This window comes from Oerskovia sp. NPDC057915, from assembly GCF_042887685.1.
Classification (GTDB): Bacteria; Actinomycetota; Actinomycetes; order Actinomycetales; family Cellulomonadaceae; genus Oerskovia.
In genome coordinates this window covers 4,755-20,366 of record NZ_JBHVOS010000037.1, presented here as the reverse complement: position 1 = coordinate 20,366, position 15,612 = coordinate 4,755, and the positions used below count along the sequence as shown (strand labels likewise).

General features: G+C 74.2%; 10 protein-coding genes. 5 read left to right on the top strand and 5 right to left on the bottom strand.

Translation table 11 applies throughout. The features are described 5' to 3' along the window. Nucleotides 1–107: 107 nt before the first annotated feature. Nucleotides 108–1,502, bottom strand: coding sequence for a M18 family aminopeptidase (locus tag ACFVQ3_RS18405; protein WP_387642199.1), 1,395 nt, complete (start codon nt 1,500–1,502; stop codon nt 108–110). Between the two features lie 83 nt (nt 1,503–1,585). Between ACFVQ3_RS18405 and ACFVQ3_RS18400 the strand changes: the two genes are divergently transcribed. Continuing rightward, the gene (locus tag ACFVQ3_RS18400) at nt 1,586–2,344 is read left to right on the top strand and encodes a putative protein N(5)-glutamine methyltransferase (RefSeq protein ID WP_387642196.1); all 759 of its coding nucleotides are present in this window, start codon (nt 1,586–1,588) and stop codon (nt 2,342–2,344) included. Nucleotides 2,345–2,394: 50 nt separating this feature from the next. After that, nucleotides 2,395–3,534, top strand: a complete 1,140-nt coding sequence (rlmC, locus tag ACFVQ3_RS18395) for a 23S rRNA (uracil(747)-C(5))-methyltransferase RlmC (protein WP_387642193.1) — start codon at nt 2,395–2,397, stop codon at nt 3,532–3,534. A 43-nt stretch (nt 3,535–3,577) separates the two neighbouring features. Here rlmC and ACFVQ3_RS18390 read toward each other — a convergent pair whose 3' ends face one another. Together ACFVQ3_RS18390 and ACFVQ3_RS18385 are read right to left on the bottom strand one after the other, a co-directional pair. Beyond that, the gene (locus tag ACFVQ3_RS18390; protein WP_387642191.1) at nt 3,578–4,438 is read right to left on the bottom strand and encodes an SWIM zinc finger family protein; all 861 of its coding nucleotides are present in this window, start codon (nt 4,436–4,438) and stop codon (nt 3,578–3,580) included. Continuing rightward, nucleotides 4,435–7,446: an SNF2-related protein gene (locus ACFVQ3_RS18385; RefSeq protein WP_387642188.1), complete on the bottom strand. Its 3,012-nt coding sequence runs from the start codon at nt 7,444–7,446 to the stop codon at nt 4,435–4,437. Before ACFVQ3_RS18385 ends, ACFVQ3_RS18390 begins: the two co-directional genes overlap by 4 nt. A gap of 194 nt (nt 7,447–7,640) precedes the next feature. On the opposite strand from ACFVQ3_RS18385, the gene ACFVQ3_RS18380 reads away from it, so the two are divergent. From ACFVQ3_RS18380 to ACFVQ3_RS18370, 3 genes are read left to right on the top strand one after another with little or no spacing between them, the layout of a single operon-like run. Then, nucleotides 7,641–8,408 carry a TetR/AcrR family transcriptional regulator gene (locus ACFVQ3_RS18380; RefSeq protein ID WP_387642185.1) on the top strand — a complete coding sequence of 256 codons (768 nt, stop codon included), beginning with the start codon at nt 7,641–7,643 and terminating at the stop codon, nt 8,406–8,408. After that, complete coding sequence (locus ACFVQ3_RS18375) at nt 8,405–9,199, top strand: DUF998 domain-containing protein (RefSeq protein WP_387642182.1); 795 nt, start codon at nt 8,405–8,407, stop codon at nt 9,197–9,199. The genes ACFVQ3_RS18380 and ACFVQ3_RS18375 overlap by 4 nt, the downstream gene beginning before the upstream one ends. Nucleotides 9,200–9,212: 13 nt before the next feature. Next, nucleotides 9,213–10,061, top strand: a complete 849-nt coding sequence (locus ACFVQ3_RS18370) for an alpha/beta fold hydrolase (protein ID WP_387642179.1) — start codon at nt 9,213–9,215, stop codon at nt 10,059–10,061. Nucleotides 10,062–10,071: 10 nt separating this feature from the next. On the opposite strand, the gene ACFVQ3_RS18365 is transcribed toward ACFVQ3_RS18370, so the two are convergent. After that, nucleotides 10,072–11,649, bottom strand: coding sequence for a D-alanyl-D-alanine carboxypeptidase family protein (locus ACFVQ3_RS18365; protein ID WP_387642177.1), 1,578 nt, complete (start codon nt 11,647–11,649; stop codon nt 10,072–10,074). Nucleotides 11,650–12,015: 366 nt separating this feature from the next. Next, nucleotides 12,016–15,417 (bottom strand): bifunctional lysylphosphatidylglycerol synthetase/lysine--tRNA ligase LysX, encoded by a 3,402-nt coding sequence (lysX, locus tag ACFVQ3_RS18360; protein ID WP_387642174.1) that lies wholly within the window; start codon nt 15,415–15,417, stop codon nt 12,016–12,018. Nucleotides 15,418–15,612: the final 195 nt, after the last annotated feature.

Here is a 15,612-nt window from a genome sequence, read left to right as displayed (position 1 = left end):
ACCCTACGTCCGACCGCGGGTCCGTGGCCGAGGTCCACCCGGGTGCGCGAGGTAGACCTCCGGGAGGTCTACCTCGCGCACACGGGTCTACCTCGGCGAGAGGGGCCTCAGCCCGCGAACACCTGCCCGATCGCGCGGGACAGGTAGTACGGGTCCGCGACGGCCGTGAGCTCGCGCGCCGAGTGCATCGAGAGGATCGGTGCGCCGACGTCGACCGTCCGGATACCGAGGCGGGTCGCGGTCAGCGGCCCGATCGTCGACCCGCACGGCACCGTGTTCTCCGAGACGAATTCCTGGCTCGGTACCCCGGCCGCCGCGCACGCCGCCGCCCAGGCCGCCGCGCCGTGGGCGTCGGTCGCGTACCGCTGGTTGGCGTTGATCTTGAGGATGGGCCCACCGCCCGCCACGGGGCGGTTCGCCGGGTCGTGACGCTCCGGGTAGTTGGGGTGGACCGAGTGCCCGACGTCGCTCGACACGCACAGCGACCCCGCGAGCGCGCGGTGCCGGTCCTCGTCGCTCGCACCGGAACCGCCGCTGATGCGCGACAGGACGTCCGCGAGGAACGGCCCGCTGGCACCCGAGCGCGTCTCGCTGCCGATCTCCTCGTGGTCGAACGCCGCGAGGACGGCGATCGGCGCCTCACTGTCCGGGGTCCCGCCAGGGGCCCCTGCCCCGGCCGCCGTCTCCAGCAGCGCGACGAGCCCGGCATGGACCGAGAGCAGGTTGTCGAGCCGTCCCGAGGCCAGCAGCTCCTCGTGCGCGCCGAAGATCCGTGGTGCCTGCGTGTCGGCCACGACGAGGTCGTACCCACCGACCTCCGCGGCCCGGACGCCTGCGTGCTCGGCGAGGAGCGCGAGGAGGTCGGCGTCGGGCGCGCCGGGCGCACCGAGGCCCCACACGGGCTGGGTGTGGCGCTGCTTGTCGAGCTTCAGGCCGTCGTTCGCGGCGCGGTCGAGGTGGATCGCAAGCTGCGGGATGCGCAGCAGGGGTCCGGTGCGCACGAGGTGGCTGCGGCCGTCGAGGGTCACGAGCCGTCCGGCGAGCTCGAGCTCGCGGTCGAGCCACGAGTTGAGCAGGGGCCCGCCGTAGACCTCGACGCCGGCCTGCCACCAGCCCTCGCGACCCGTGGTCGGCCTGGGCTTGAGCTTGAAGCCGGGGGAGTCGGTGTGCGCACCGAGGATCGCGAAGGGTGTCGTCGGGCCCGCACCGGCGGGAGCGACCCACGCGATGACGGCGCCGTCCCGCACGACGACGTAGCGGCCACCGGCGGTCGGGTGCGGCCAGGCGTCGGCCTCGTCGAGCAGCGTGAACCCTGCCTCGACGGCGCGGCGCGCTACCTCGTGGGCCGCGTGGAACGACGAGGGGGATGCCTCGACGAATCGCGCGAGGTCCTCCGCGTGGGCACGCGCCTGCGGGGACGGGCCCTGCGGGGACGGGCCCTGTTGAGCGGCGGCCACGGGAGAGGTGGGGCGGGCGGGGGCGGGGGCTGCGTCGTCGGGCATGGGTCCATTGTCCGCCCGTACGCGACGTCGCTCGCCGGGTCGCCCGGCCGTGCGCGGGGCCGGGTAGTAGCGTGAGTCCCGCCATGAGCCCCTCAGACGTCGTGTCCGTCCTGCGTGCCGCAGGGTGCGTGTTCGCCGAGGAAGAGGCGGCCCTCCTCCTCGCGGCCGCGACGTCCCCGGCCGAGCTGGACGCCATGGTGGCGAGCCGGGTGGCGGGGCTGCCCCTGGAGCAGGTGGTCGGCTGGGCGGAGTTCTGCGGGCTGCGCATCCTCGTCGAGCCCACGGTGTTCGTGCCGCGACGGCGCACCGAGGCCCTGGCGTCGCTCGCGAGCGGGCTCACGGGGGAGCACGCGACGGTCGTCGACCTGTGCTGCGGCACGGGCGCGCTGGGGGCGGTGCTGCGCGCGGCGCACCCGGGCATCGACCTGCACGCTGCCGACATCGACCCCGCTGCGGTGCGCTGCGCCCACCGGAACCTTGATGGACAAGTGTATGAAGGGGACTTGTACAACGCCCTGCCGGTGCGGCTGCGCGGGCTCGTCGACATCCTCGTCGTCAACGCCCCGTACGTCCCGACCGACGCGATCGAGACCATGCCGCCCGAGGCGAGGGTCCACGAGGCCCGAGTCGCGCTCGACGGCGGACACGACGGCCTCGACGTGCACCGTCGCGTGGCCGCCGACGCGGCGACCTGGTTGGCCCCGGGCGGCCACCTCCTGATCGAGACGAGCGAGCGGCAGGTGCCCGTCGCGGTCGGGCTCTTCGAGCGTGCGGGCCTCGTCGCGCGCGTCGAGACCGACGACGAGCTCGGGGCGACGGTCGTGATCGGCGAGAAGCCGTAGCCGCTCGGCCGAGGCCGTCCCTCCCAGGCCCGCCCCGTAGGATCGGGGGAATGCAGTGCCCCCACTTCGACGCCCACGAGTGCCGTTCGTGCACCCTCATGGGCCAGGGCTACGCCGCGCAGCTCGCCGACAAGCAGCGGCACGCCGGCGAGCTCCTCGCGGCGCACACCGACCTGCGGTGGGAGCGACCGGTGGCGAGCCGCGAGTCGGGCTTCCGCAACAAGGCCAAGATGGTCGTGGGCGGCACGGTCGAGCGCCCGACGCTCGGCATCCTCGACGCGGGCGGACGCGGCGTCGACCTCCAGGACTGCGGCCTCTACCCGGCCGACCTCCAGGCCGTCTTCCCCGTCCTCGCGGACTTCGTCACCCGGGCGGGCGTCACGCCCTACGACGTGACCACCCGGCGCGGCGAGCTCAAGAACCTGCTGGTCACGCAGTCCCCGGACGGCGAGCTCATGGTGCGCTTCGTGCTGCGCTCGCAGGAGCCGGTCTCACGCCTCCGGAAGCACCTGCCGAGCCTGCTCAAGGCACTGCCGCAGGCTCGCGTCGTGTCGGTCAACATCCTGCCCGAGCACAAGGCCGCGCTCGAGGGCGAGCAGGAGATCCTGCTGACCGAGGCCGACACGCTGACCATGCGGGTCAACGGGATCGAGATGCACCTGCGTCAGCAGAGCTTCTTCCAGACCAACACCGAGGTCGCGGCGGCGCTGTACCGCCAGGGGCGGGAGTGGGTCGACGAGGCTGCGCCGGGCAGCGTCTGGGACCTGTACTGCGGCGTGGGCGGCTTCGCGCTCCACTGCGCGACGCCCGGCCGTCGGGTGGTCGGGATCGAGTCCAGCCGCGAGGCGATCGTGAGCGCCGAGCGCAGCGCGGCCCAGGCCGGGCTCGACGACGTAACGTTCGCGGCCGGTGACGCCACGGCGTTCGCGCTCGCGGCCCAGCGGGCCCCGGACCTCGTGATCGTGAACCCGCCGCGGCGCGGGATCGGCGCCGAGCTCGCGGGCTGGCTCGAGTCCTCGACCGTGCAGCAGGTCGTCTACTCGAGCTGCAACGCGGTGTCGCTGGCCCGTGACCTCGCGGCCATGCCGTCGCTGCGCCCCGTGCGGGGCCGCGTGCTGGACATGTTCCCGCAGACCACGCACTACGAGGTCATGGTCCTGCTCGAGCGCACGGAGCCGAGCTCGGGCTGAGCCTCGCCGCCGCGGCGGGCCTCGTCAACGGTGGCTGGCGCCGTCAGCGGTCCAGCGCGGTGAGTCGATCGGCGGCCGACAGGGCGGCGGCGGCCAGCACGGCCCGCAGGCCGGCGAGGTCGACGGGCGTTCCCTCAGTCGTCCGGTCCGGCACGCCGGGCAGCAGGTCGGTGGCCGCCGGGGGCTCGGGGACGTCGGGCGGCGGGGGCAGCTCGCCGAGGACCCGCACGCCCGACTGCGCAGCGTCCGCCTCTGCGCCGGTCACCGGGGCGGTGGCCGGGTCAGGCGTGGTGCCTGTCGGCGGCTTCGACGGTCCGGCAGCCGGGTCAGGTGACGAGAGCCCGCGCAGCGCGTCGAGGACCTGCTCCCGGGACCGGCCGCGCAGGAGGAAGAGCACGAACGGGTCGGCGTCGAGCAGCCAGCCGGCCTGGTAGCTGAGCGCTGCCGCGTGCAGGCAGGGGAGGTCCCAGGTGGGGCAGTCGCACTCGGGTTCGAGGTCGCCGACCCCCGGGAGCAGCGTGACGTCGGCGTCGACCGCGGCGGCCACGACGTCGCGGGGCATCTCGCCCGTGAGCAGGGCGGCCAGCCGCCCGGACCGCGACGCGAGGGTGCGCAGGAAGCGGTCCCACTCGTCGTCGGTCAGCGGTTCGAGCGAGACGACCGTGTGGTACATCTCGCCATCGTCATCCTGTACACGCGCCTGGACGGCTCCCGGGCTGACCGTGATCGAGCCCACGCGCCCCGTCCGGGCGTAGGCGCGACCCTTCTTGAGCGGCCCCGCGTCCAGGGCGAACTCCTCCATCGCGCGGACCCAGGCGCGGGCCCACCACGACTGGCCACGGCGGACGGCCCCCTTGGTCGCGGTGCCCGTCGGAGGGAAGGCGGGGAATCCCACGGCGCTCACGAGCGCCTCCTCTCGTCGCCGCCGGGCGTTCGGCGGTCACCCTCGGCGCCCAGCACGTCACCCTCGGCTCCCCGCAGCGACACCAGCTCGGCGAGGTCCGCGGTGCTCAGCTCCGAGATCGCACCCTCGACACCTCCGGCGCCCAGGACGGCGTCGGCAAGCTCCCTCTTCGACTCGATCATGCGGGCGATGTGCTCCTCGATGGTTCCCTCGCTGGTCAGCCGGTGCACCTGGACGGGTCGTGTCTGCCCGATCCGGTAGGCCCGGTCGGTCGCCTGCTCCTCGACGGCGGGGTTCCACCAACGGTCGAAGTGGACGACGTGGTCGGCACGGGTGAGGTTGAGCCCGGTCCCCGCGGCCTTGAGCGAGAGCAGGAACACGGGCGGTATCCCCTCGGTCGCCTGGAAGCGCGCGACCATCTGCTCGCGCTGGGCCACGGGGGTCCCGCCGTGCAGCAGCATCGTCGGTACGCCGCGCCGTGCGAGGTGAGCCTCGAGGAGCCGGGCCATCGCGACGTACTGCGTGAACACGAGGATCGCGCCCTCCTCGGCCCGGACGGTCGTGACGAGCTCGGTGAAGGCGTCGAGCTTGCCCGACCGCCCCGACAGCCGAGGTTCCTCCTCGTGCAGGTACTGCGCCGGGTGGTTGCAGATCTGCTTGAGGTGCGTGAGCAGGCCGCCGATCATGGCGCGGCGCCCCATGCCCTCGGCCCGGTCGATCTCCTCGAGAGCCGATCGCACGGCGCCCTCGTAGAGCCCGACCTGCTCGGCCGTGAGCGGCACCACCTGGTCGGTCACGGTCTTGGGCGGCAGCTCCGGCGCGATCCCCGGGTCGGACTTGCGCCGACGCAGCAGGAACGGCCGGACCAGGCGCGAGAGGCGCTCGGCGAGGACCGGGTCCCGGGTCCCCTCGATCGGGTCGGCCCACCGCCGCCGGAACTGCCCGCGCGTGCCCAGGAGGCCGGGGTTGAGCCAGTCCATCACGGCCCACAGCTCGGTGAGGTTGTTCTCGACGGGCGTCCCGGACAGCGCGACGCGCGCGTCGGCGGGGATCGTGCGCAGCGCCCTCGCGGTGGCGGACGCGGGGTTCTTGACGTGCTGCGCCTCGTCCGCGACCAGGAGACCCCAGCGGTGCGCACCGAGCACGGGTGCACTCCGCGAGGCGTCCGACAGGACCGTCCCGTAGGTCGTCAGCACGAACCCGGCGTCGACCCCGCGCAGGTCGCGCGACGCGCCATGGAAGCGGCGCACCGCGACCCCGGGCGCGAACCGGCGGATCTCCTGCTCCCAGTTGCCCAGGAGCGAGGCCGGGCACACGACCAGGGTGGGCCCCGTACCCGTGCCGACCACCGACGGCGGCGTGGCGTCGTCGGGGCGGGAGCGGTGCAGGTGCAGCGCGATGAGTGTGATCGTCTTGCCGAGGCCCATGTCGTCGGCGAGGCATGCGCCGAGCCCCAGCCCGGTCAGCCGCGCGAGCCAGCGCAGGCCGTCGAGCTGATACTCGCGCAGCGAGGCATTCAGTCCGTCCGGCACGACGACGTCGCGCGCCGGGGTGGGGTCGTCGAGCTCGGCGCGGAGCCGGTCGAGCCACGGGGTCGGTGTCACGACCAGGTCCTGGTCGCCCACGCGGGCGACGCCCGTGAGTGCCGCGGAGACGGCGTCGAGCGCGGTGACGGGCTGGGCCGCGCGTCGCGAGGCTGCCTGCGCCGCGGCCGGGTCGGCGAGGACCCATCGCCCCCGCAGACGCACGACGGCGGAGCGGCCCTCGGCGTGGACACGCGCCAGGTGCTCGCGCTCGGCCGCGGTGAGGCGGACCCCGTCGAGGGTGAGCTCGTGCGTGAGCATCATCGGAGAGCTCGGCACGGAGGAGCTCCCGTACGCGCCGTTGCGCAGCAGCGCGGGGAGCGCACCGATCGCGTCCGTCGGTGCCTCGGTCGGTGAGAACACCGCGACCGACCTGACCTGACCGGCAAGGCTCGCCGGCCACTCGACACCGATGCCGGTCGCGGCCAGAGCCGACGCGCCCTCGGCGAGCAGCTCGCGCACGTCCGCCGGGGCGAGGACGAGCGAGTCGGGCACCGGCCGGTCGAGCAGCCCGTCGAGCGGAGGCCAGGCGTGGGCTCCTGCGCGCAGCCGGACCAGGACGTCCCCGACGGCCTCGCGGGCACCGGCGTCGGTGCGGGCGGCGGCCCACAGCTCGTCCGCCGTCCGGGCAGCGTCGCGCCCGCGCACCACGACCGTCGCGATCCAGTCGCGGCCGGCGAGGTCACCGTCGGCGGTAGCGCGGTCGCCGTCGGCGGCCGTACCGTCACCCCAGGCAGCAACCCGGTCACCCTCGGCGGCATCGCGGTCACCCTCGGCAGCACCCCGGTCACCCTCGGCGGCATCGCGGTCACCCGCGGCAGCAACCCGGTCACCCCCGGCGAGAGGTCCGTCCCCCGGCAGGGGAGCGAGCCGGAGGCTCACGGCGACACGAGGGTCGAGCAGCGCGGCGGCGTCGTGGGCCCACGCGGCGAGCCCGCGCCCTGCCGGCTCGTCGTCGAGCATCGCGTCGTCGGGCGTCGCGTCCGGCGTCGCGTCGGCCGACGAGGCGACCAGCAGAGCGGCGGGACCCTGCACCACCGCGGTCGGCGCGGCGCGCCGGACCCATGCGTCGGCGACGGCATCCATGACCCGTCGCACCGTGCTCGTGCGCGCTGCTCCGGGCAGCGGGGAGGGACCGTCGGTGGGCGTCCTGTCGTCGAGGTCGCCGTCCGCGTCCGCCCCGGTCCCGCGAAGGGCCTCGGGGACCGCGGCGCCGTCGGGCATCGCGTCGGCGAGGGCGTCCACGCGGTCGAGGGCGGTGCCGTCGAGCGGGCCGACCCGCCAGCCCGCGCGGCCCGCGGTGACCACGGGTACGAGACGTCCGGCTGCGACGTGCCCGAGGGTCTCGGCGCACACCGCTCCCCAGAACACGTCGGTGGGACTGCCGTCGCCCGCGGCCCAGGCGTCGAGCAGCCTGTCGAGCACCCCTGAAGGGGCGTCACCCGCTGGGGAGCCGGTCGTCGGGTGTGGCGCTGTTCGCGGCACAGGACCTCTTTCCTGGTGCGTCGTCCGTCGATCGTCCGAGCGATCAACGTACGATGTACGCAGATCATTCCCGACAGGTCGGGCGTCCGTCGAGCCCTCTCGATGATCCCCGATCGCTCACGAGGAGGCAGCCCGTGCCGACCCCGACGTCCCCCGCGACCACCCGCGACCCCGCGCGCACCCTGGCGCTGCTGTGGGGCCTGCACGCCGATCGTGGCGCGAGAGGACCCCAGCAGTCCCGGACGCCCGACGAGGTGGCGCGTGCTGCCGTCGGGCTCGCGGACGCGGAGGGTGCGCTGGCCGGGCTGTCCATGCGCAAAGTGGCCGCCGAGCTCGGGATCGGCACGATGTCGCTCTACACCTACGTCCAGAACAAGGACGACCTCGTGGACCTGGTCGTCGACCGTGCCTACGGCGAGCTCTACCCCGAGGGCGAGGCACCGGGAGCCACGTGGCAGGACCGCCTGCGGTCGGTGGCCCGCGCCAACTGGGACCTCTTCGCGGCGCACCCGTGGCTCCTCGACATCGACCTCGCCCGGCCCGTCCTGGGGCCGGGGGAGACCCGCAAGTACGACGTCGAGCTGCGCGCGATCGAGGGCGTCGGGCTCGACGACGTCGCGATGGACGCGACCGTGACGCTCGTCGTCGGGCAGGCGACCACCGCGGCGCGCCGGGCCCGCGCGGCCCGTCTCGCGCACGAGGAGAGCGGGCAGACCGACGACGAGTGGTGGAGCGCGAACGCCCCGCTCCTCGAACGGATCAGCGCGATGAGCACGTTCGCCGTGGCCGGGCGCGTGGGTGCGACGGTCGGCGAGGTGCAGCAGTCCGCGTACTCGGCCGAGGCCGAGCTGGAGTTCGGCATCGAGCGCATCGTCGTCGGCGTGCAGGCGCTGGTCGCGTGAGCCGTCCGCAGACCGCCAGGACGGAGCCCGCGAGCCGCCTCGTCACCGTCGCCCAGGTCCTCCTGACCCTCGCCGGGATCCTCTACGTGGGTGTCGTGCTCGAGGCTGCCGCAGGGTGGCCCCTCGACCCGGCCCGGTCCTACCTGTCCGAGCTCGCGGCGCTCGACCAACCGACGTCCGCGCTCTTCCGGGGCACCGATCTCGCCTCGGGCGCGCTCGTGGTCGCCGGGCTGACGGTCCTGGGCGTCGCGCACCGGCGTAGACGCGCGACCGGTCGGCCGGCCGCGAGCCTCGTGCAGCGGGTGACCTTCTGGGCGCTCGTGGCGTTCGGGCTCGCGACCATGGCCGACGCGCTGCTGCCGCTCGACTGCGCACTGTCCGTCGGGAGCTGCGCCGCGCGCGAGGAGGCGGGGCACCTGAGCGCGGCGCACCACGCGCACACGTTCTCGAGCGTCGCGTCGGGGATCAGCTCGTTCGTCGCGAGCGCGGGGATCGTGTGGCTCGCGCGCGCCCGACGGCGTACCCCCCTCGGCGTCTCGGCCCGCCTCGCGGGTTCCCTCGGACCCGTCCTGGGGATCGTGACCGGCACGATCGGCATGTTCGGCAGCCCCCTCCCGCTCGGTACGGGGATCGCGCAGCGCGTCCAGATCGTCGCGTTCTCGGTCGTCCTGGTGCTCGCGGTGCAGGTCCTGAGGATCCCGCAGCGCAGCGCCCACCCTCGGGAGGGTGGCTCGGCGGAGGTGGCGAACGAACCCACAGCCTCCTCCGAGGCGAGTCCCAGGAACGCGTGATGAACTGGGCTCCATGACGACGGCGACCCCGCCCCCCACCACGTGGGTCATCCTGCCCGGGCTCCTGCTCGCCCCTTCCGACATGCAGCCCCTCGCGAGCGTCGTGCGGGAGCAGTTCCCGGCCGCGACCGTGCTCGTGCTCGACTCGTGGGAGACGGCGGTCACCGCGCCCGTCGCCGCGATCCGGTCGGCCCTCGGCCTGGACGGACCGCACGCCCCCGCGAGCATCGGGCTCGTGGGCCACAGCGTCGGGGGGCTCGCCGCGATCGAGTGGGCGCTGACCCATCCCGAGGAGCTCGGGGCGGTCGTGCTCCTCGACCCGACGGCCCCGTTCCTGCCGCGGCGACCGGAGCGGCCCGCCCCGGTCGGGGCGACGCTGTTCGCGGAGAGGCTGCTCCACGCGGGCGGCACCCTGCTCTCGCGCTGCGGGGCGGTGACGAGGCGCGGGCCCGCGCTGCGCCGTCGGGCCTGGTACGACGGGACGCACCGCCCCGACCCCATGCCCGACGACGAGGCCGCCCACCGCTACGGCACGCCCGAGGCGTGGCGACTCCTGGTGGGGCAGTACGAGCAGAGCTGGTCGCAGGCCGAACGCGTCACTGCCCTGTTCGCGGACCGCTCCGACGCCCTCGACCGTCTCGCGGTCCGCCCGGTCCAGCTCGTCGGGTGGGGGAGCCGCGGGCAGGGCCCGTTCCTGCGGGAGGAGCGCGAGCTCGGGGCACGCCTCGGTGCGAGCGTCTACGGGCTCCCGGGCGAAGGGCACATGTTCCCGCTCACGAGGCCCGACGTCGTCGCGCAGGTCCTGCGAGGAGAGGTCCCCGACGGGGCGCTCGCTCCTGACGCGGACGCGGCGTTCCGCTGAGAGGTGTCGGCTACCAGCCGGCCGCGTACTCGAAGTGCCAGGGCTCGGGCTTGGACCCGTTGGGGCGAGCCCACGCGGGGTTGTCCCACCCGTACAGCGGGGCGTTGGCGCGCAGCCACTTGTACTGGGCCGAACCGGGGCTCGACGCCGGGGCTGCGAGATCGATCGCGAGACCCCAGCCGTGGTTCGACGTCCCGGGGACGGCGGCGAGGCCAGGCTTCGCGGCCCGGGTCGAGACCTGCTCCGAGTAGGAGCGGTACGTGTCCGTCAACGGGATCGACGTGCCGAACCGCTGCGCGTAGGCGTCGGACAGCTCCTCGAGCATCGCGGCCGCGTCGCAGCGCAGGGACTGGCTCGGGGCGAACGACAGAGACGTGAGGGCCGACGCCGGGATCTTGCCGTTGGAGAAGTTGGCGGACCCGCACTGGTCGAGCAGGGTCGCTGCACGGTTCCGGCGATCGGCCGCGAGCTCGGCCGGGGTCGCGGGGGCCGGCGTGACGACCGACTGGGACGGCTCGCCGAAGTCGTTGAGCTGCATCGCCACGTTGTTCATCGCCTGGCCGAGGTCTGCTGCCGTGAGCGGTCCGGTCGCCCCCTCGCCCTGGGCGACCGTCGTGTCGGCGACCTCGGTGCTGTCCGCGAGGGACGTGCGCTCGTTCGAGCGTGACGCACGCTGCGAGCCCTCGCTGCGCTCGGCGAGGATCTGGTCCTTGAGGGCTGTGAGCTCGGCACGCGCGGTCTCGAGCTCGTGCGTGGAGGCCGAGGAGGCCTCGGCGCGCGCCAGGAGGGCCTCGGCCTTGGCGATCATGTCGTCCTCGGCGGTGTTGGCGAGCGTGGTGGTGCTCCCGCCCTCGTCGTCCGCGAGGTCGGCCTGCTGCCCACCGGGGGCGAGGTCGCCCGACGCGGTGCCGGGGATGATCATGGGCACGCAGGCCAGGGCGCCGACGAAGGCGGCACCCGTCGCGGCGCGTGCCACGAGCCGTGAGCCGAACAGCGTGCCCCGGGCCGGTGTCGCCGGTGCGACCGGGGTGGCCCCGGTCGCCGGGGCGCCCGACTTGCGCTCGCGACGGCTGAGCGGCGGGAAGACCGGGTCGGTGAGCGAGGCCGCCTGCGCGTCCTCGCCACCGGCGGCGACGACCGGCGTGGGCGTCGAGCGGAGCGGCGTCGGGGCAGGGACCAGGACGACGGGGATCTCACCCGACGGCGTCCGGATCGGGGCGGCCGGCTCGGGAGCCGCGCGCAGGATGCCGGTCGGCGGGAACGGAGAGGTGCGAGGGGCTGCGGCGACGGCCGCTGCCGGTGCTGCCGCCAGCGGGGCCGGGGCCGTCACGGGAGTCGCCGCCGTCGGCACGGGGAACGGGCGGGACGGCGTCGGGCGGTCCTCGACCGAGGCCTGCGGCACGGCGAACGTCGCGGGGCGCGCGGTGCTGGTGTGCCGGTGCTCGACCTGCAGGTGGTCGACGTGGGGGCGTCCCTCGAGTCCGGCCGCGGCGAGCTCTCGCGCGCGGAGCTCGGCCTGACGTTGACGCCGCGTGGGGGTCGGTGCGGCGCCGTGCGAGCGCTGCTGGACCGGTGCGGACGCTTCCACCTGACGGGACTCCTGTGCTCGGGGACGGCCTCCGGGTGGAGGTCGGCACTGACTTCGTGGTGCGGGAGCCAGTGGTCGTTGCCGTCCGTCGTGCGCCCGATCGCGGCCTACGTTACTCGTTCGTTATCGATGCGCGGAACCCCGTCGGTCCCCGATGCGACCGGGGCCGCACGGTGCTGCGGAAAACTCGTCGGATCCTGCGGTGGTCCCGCCCTCGTCCCGTCGCGCCGCTCGACGACGAGAGTCCGGTACGTCATGGTTGGTGCGGTCGGGGCCGTGCTGGTCTCGCTCGCTCCCGGGATGCTGCTCGGCGCGGGGTTCCGGCGCGCCGCCGCGCGCTGACCGGAACCCCGGGACGGGGACGGGTCAGCCCCGACCCGAGGGCCTCACGAACGGGAACGCGAGCGTCTCGCGGATGCTCGCCCCGATGAGCATCATGTAGACGCGGTCCACGCCGATCCCGAGACCGCCCGTGGGTGGCATCGCGAACTCCAGGGCGGACAGGAAGTCCTCGTCGACCTCCATGGCCTCGGGGTCGCCCGCTGCGGCGAGCAGGGACTGCTGCGTGAGGCGGTCGCGCTGGTCCACGGGGTCGATCAGCTCCGAGTACGCGGTGCCCAGCTCGGCGCCGAACGCGACGAGGTCCCACCGCTCGGCCAGGCGCGGGTCGCGGCGGTGGGTGCGCGTCAGGGGTGAGGTCTCGAGGGGGAAGTCGGTGTAGAACGTCGGCTCGACGGTCTGCCCCTCGACGAACGCGTCGTAGAGCTCGGTCACGATCGCCCCGTGCGTCATGTCCGGGGTGAAGTGGACGCCCTTCTCCTCGCAGATCGCCTGGAGCGTGGACATCGGGGTGTCCGGGGTGACCTCCTGGCCCACGGCCTCGGACACGGCCCCGTGCACGGTGCGCACGGGCCACTCGCCGTCGAGCCGGACCACGGTCCCGTCGGCCCGGCGGGAGATCGGCTCGCCGTGCACGGCGATCGCGGCCTCGACGATGAGGTCGCGCGTGAGCTCGCGCATCGTCGTGTAGTCGCCGTACGCCTGATAGGCCTCGAGCGACGTGAACTCGGGGTTGTGGGTCGCGTCGACGCCCTCGTTGCGGAAGTTGCGGCCCAGCTCGAAGACCCGCCCGACACCGCCGATCGCGAGCCGCTTGAGGAACAGCTCGGGTGCGATGCGGAGGTACAGGTCGAGGTCGTACGCGTTGATGTGCGTCGTGAACGGCCGGGCGTTCGCCCCGCCGTGCACGCGCTGCAGGATCGGGGTCTCGACCTCGATGAAGTCGCGGGCCGCGAGCGAGTCGCGCAGCGACCTCACGGCTGCGCTGCGTCCGCGCAGGATCTGCGCCGTCCGGGTGTCGAGCGCGAGCTCCATGTGCTTGAGCCGCACCTTCGCCTCGGCGTCGGCGAGACCGCGGTGCTTGTCGGGCGGCGAGGTGAGGGCCTTGGACGCCATCTGCCACGCGTCCGCGTGCAGGGACGGCTCGCCGCGGCGGCTGCGGGTCAGGTCTCCCGTGACGCTCACCTGGTCGCCCAGGTCGACCGCGCGGCGCCAGAGCCCGAGGTCGGGCCCGGGCCGGTCGGCCGTGAACATGACCTGGATCTCGTCGACGCCCTCGCGCAGGTCGGCGAAGATCACGCCGCCGTGGTCCCGCAGGCGTACCACGCGCCCGACGACGGACAGGTCGCCCTGGGTGGCCACGTCGCCCGGTGCGGGGCTCTCCCCGGGTGTCGCGGCGCCGTCGGGACCTGAGGGGGACTGCGCCCGGCCGAGCGACGCGCCTCGGCGTGCTGCCTCCGCGATCGAGACCGTGCGCGGGACGGAGACGGGGTAGGGCTCCATGCCCGCCGCGCGCAGCACGTCGAGCTTGGCGTGCCGCGTGGCCTGCTGCTCGGTCAGGCGACGCGTGGGCGCCGTGACCGTGAGCAGCGCCGCCTCCTGGGCGCGCACGGCCTCGGCGAACGCCGCGGAGACCTCGGGGCGGTGCAGGTCGGGCGAGCGGTCGCGGCGGTGGAACAGGTTCGGGGTGCTGGGCAGGAATCCCTCGGCCTGTCCCACCGCGAAGATGACCTGCGTGAGCTGGCCCGCGTTCTGGAAGCACAGCAGGCGCGGCTTCCAGTCCGGCAGGTACTTCTCGTTCGACTTGTACAACGAGTCGAGCTGCCAGAACCGCGACGCGATCAGCAGCATGCGGCGGTTGAAGCGCTGGATCGGGGTCGCGCCGATGCGCGCCCCCTGCTCGAACGAACCGCGGAACATCGCGAAGTTCATCGAGATGCGGTCGATGCCCATGCCTCGCCCGGCGGCGACGAGCTCGGTCACCATGAGCTCGGTGACCCCGCTGACGGCCTGCGGGTGGCGGCGCATCACGTCGAGCGACAGACCACGCCGGCCCCAGGGCACGAACGACAGGAGGCCCCGCGGGGTCCCGTCGGCGGCGTGCGCGGAGACGATCATCTCGCGCGGGTCCGCGGGGTCCCCGAGGCGGCTCAACGACATCGAGAAGCCGCGCTCCTCGCCGTGGCGCCACTCGTCCGCCGCGGCGACCAGGGCTGCGAGCTCGTCGGCGGGGATGTCCGCCTGACGGCGGACCAGGACCCGGTACCCCTCGCGCTCGGGGCGAGCGACGGCGTGACGCACCGACCGCATCGCCGGACCGTCGAGCGTGAACGTCCGCGTGTTGATGATCGCCTCGTCACCCAGCGCGATCGGGTGCAGGTCCACGGCCTGGAACGCCTTGGCGCCCACCTCGCTCGTCGACAGCACCGCGGGGACCCAGCCGAAGCGCCGGGCGTGCGCGCGCCACTGCTCGATCGCGTCGGGCCAGCTCGCCTTGTCGCCGATCGGGTCGCCCGCGGCCAGGCACACGCCCGAGATGACCCGGTAGGTCACGGCCGCCCGCTGGTCCTGGGAGAAGATCGCGCTGCGGTCCCAGCGCGTCGCGAAGTACCCGAGAGAGTCGTCGCTGGGGTGCTCGAGCAGGAGCTTGCGCACGGCGAGCTCGTCGGCCGCCTCGACCTTGGCGTCGTGCGGGGCCGAGCGCATGAAGACCGCGATCGCGAGCACCAGGGCGAGCGCCGAGATCAGACCCGCGACCAGGGCCAGCCACCCCGGCCCCGAGCCGTCGGCGTGCAGCGGGTAGTCGCTGGGCTTGAGGCCGAGCGCGACCGACAGGCTCCAGTTCACCCGGTTGCGCATCCCGTGCAGGGTGTGGGGGAAGACCTCCAGCAGGAGGAGGGTCAGGAAGGCGGACACCGCGACGCCGCCCACGAGCACGAGGATCGCCCGCCACCATGCGCCCTTGCTGACCCGGGCCGGGAACGCCGACCGGGCCGCGATCAGCAGGACCACGGCAGCGACGGCGACGATCCACGACGCGATCTCCAACGGGGACAGGACCAGTCCGTCGGAGCGCAGCGCCTGCTTGTCCTCGTCGAAGACCCACAGCAGGCCCACCGCGAGCCCCAGCACCGCGACCGGGAACTGCCACACGATCACGACGAACCACAGGGCCGCGCGCTGGCGCCGCAGCAGGCCGCTCGCGATCACGCCGACCAGGACGACGGAGAAGACGCTCGGGAACGTGGGGATGTTCAGGACCGCCAGCCAGTCGCTCACCGTCCGCACGAATCCCGGTGCGAACAGCAGCAGGACCAGCGCGAGCACGAGCCAGAAGGCCACGGCCTGCACGATCCTCCCCGCCCAGGAGGCGACGGTCTCCGCCCAGGGTGGGGCGGAGGTGCGGGACAGAGAGGTCGAGCGGGGCATGCGTGCTCCTCGGTGCAGGTCGGTGCACCCATTCAAGCGCAGGAGGAGTGTTTGCGAGAGGTGTGGCGCGGCCGGGCGGGCAGCGGACGTGGCGCGGCGGGCGGGGGCGCGGGGGGGGGGGGCCCCCCCCCCCCGGGGGGCCGCGGGGGGCCGGGGGAGTTAAAAAAAATAACCAGGCCCCCGAAAAATATTTTT

Coding starts and splice junctions, on each gene's coding strand:
- ACFVQ3_RS18405 (WP_387642199.1), bottom strand. CDS start 1,502: ATGCCCGACGACGCAGCCCCCGCCCCCGCCCGCCCCACCTCTCCCGTG.
- rlmC (WP_387642193.1), top strand. CDS start 2,395: ATGCAGTGCCCCCACTTCGACGCCCACGAGTGCCGTTCGTGCACCCTC.
- ACFVQ3_RS18370 (WP_387642179.1), top strand. CDS start 9,213: ATGACGACGGCGACCCCGCCCCCCACCACGTGGGTCATCCTGCCCGGG.
- ACFVQ3_RS18400 (WP_387642196.1), top strand. CDS start 1,586: ATGAGCCCCTCAGACGTCGTGTCCGTCCTGCGTGCCGCAGGGTGCGTG.
- lysX (WP_387642174.1), bottom strand. CDS start 15,417: ATGCCCCGCTCGACCTCTCTGTCCCGCACCTCCGCCCCACCCTGGGCG.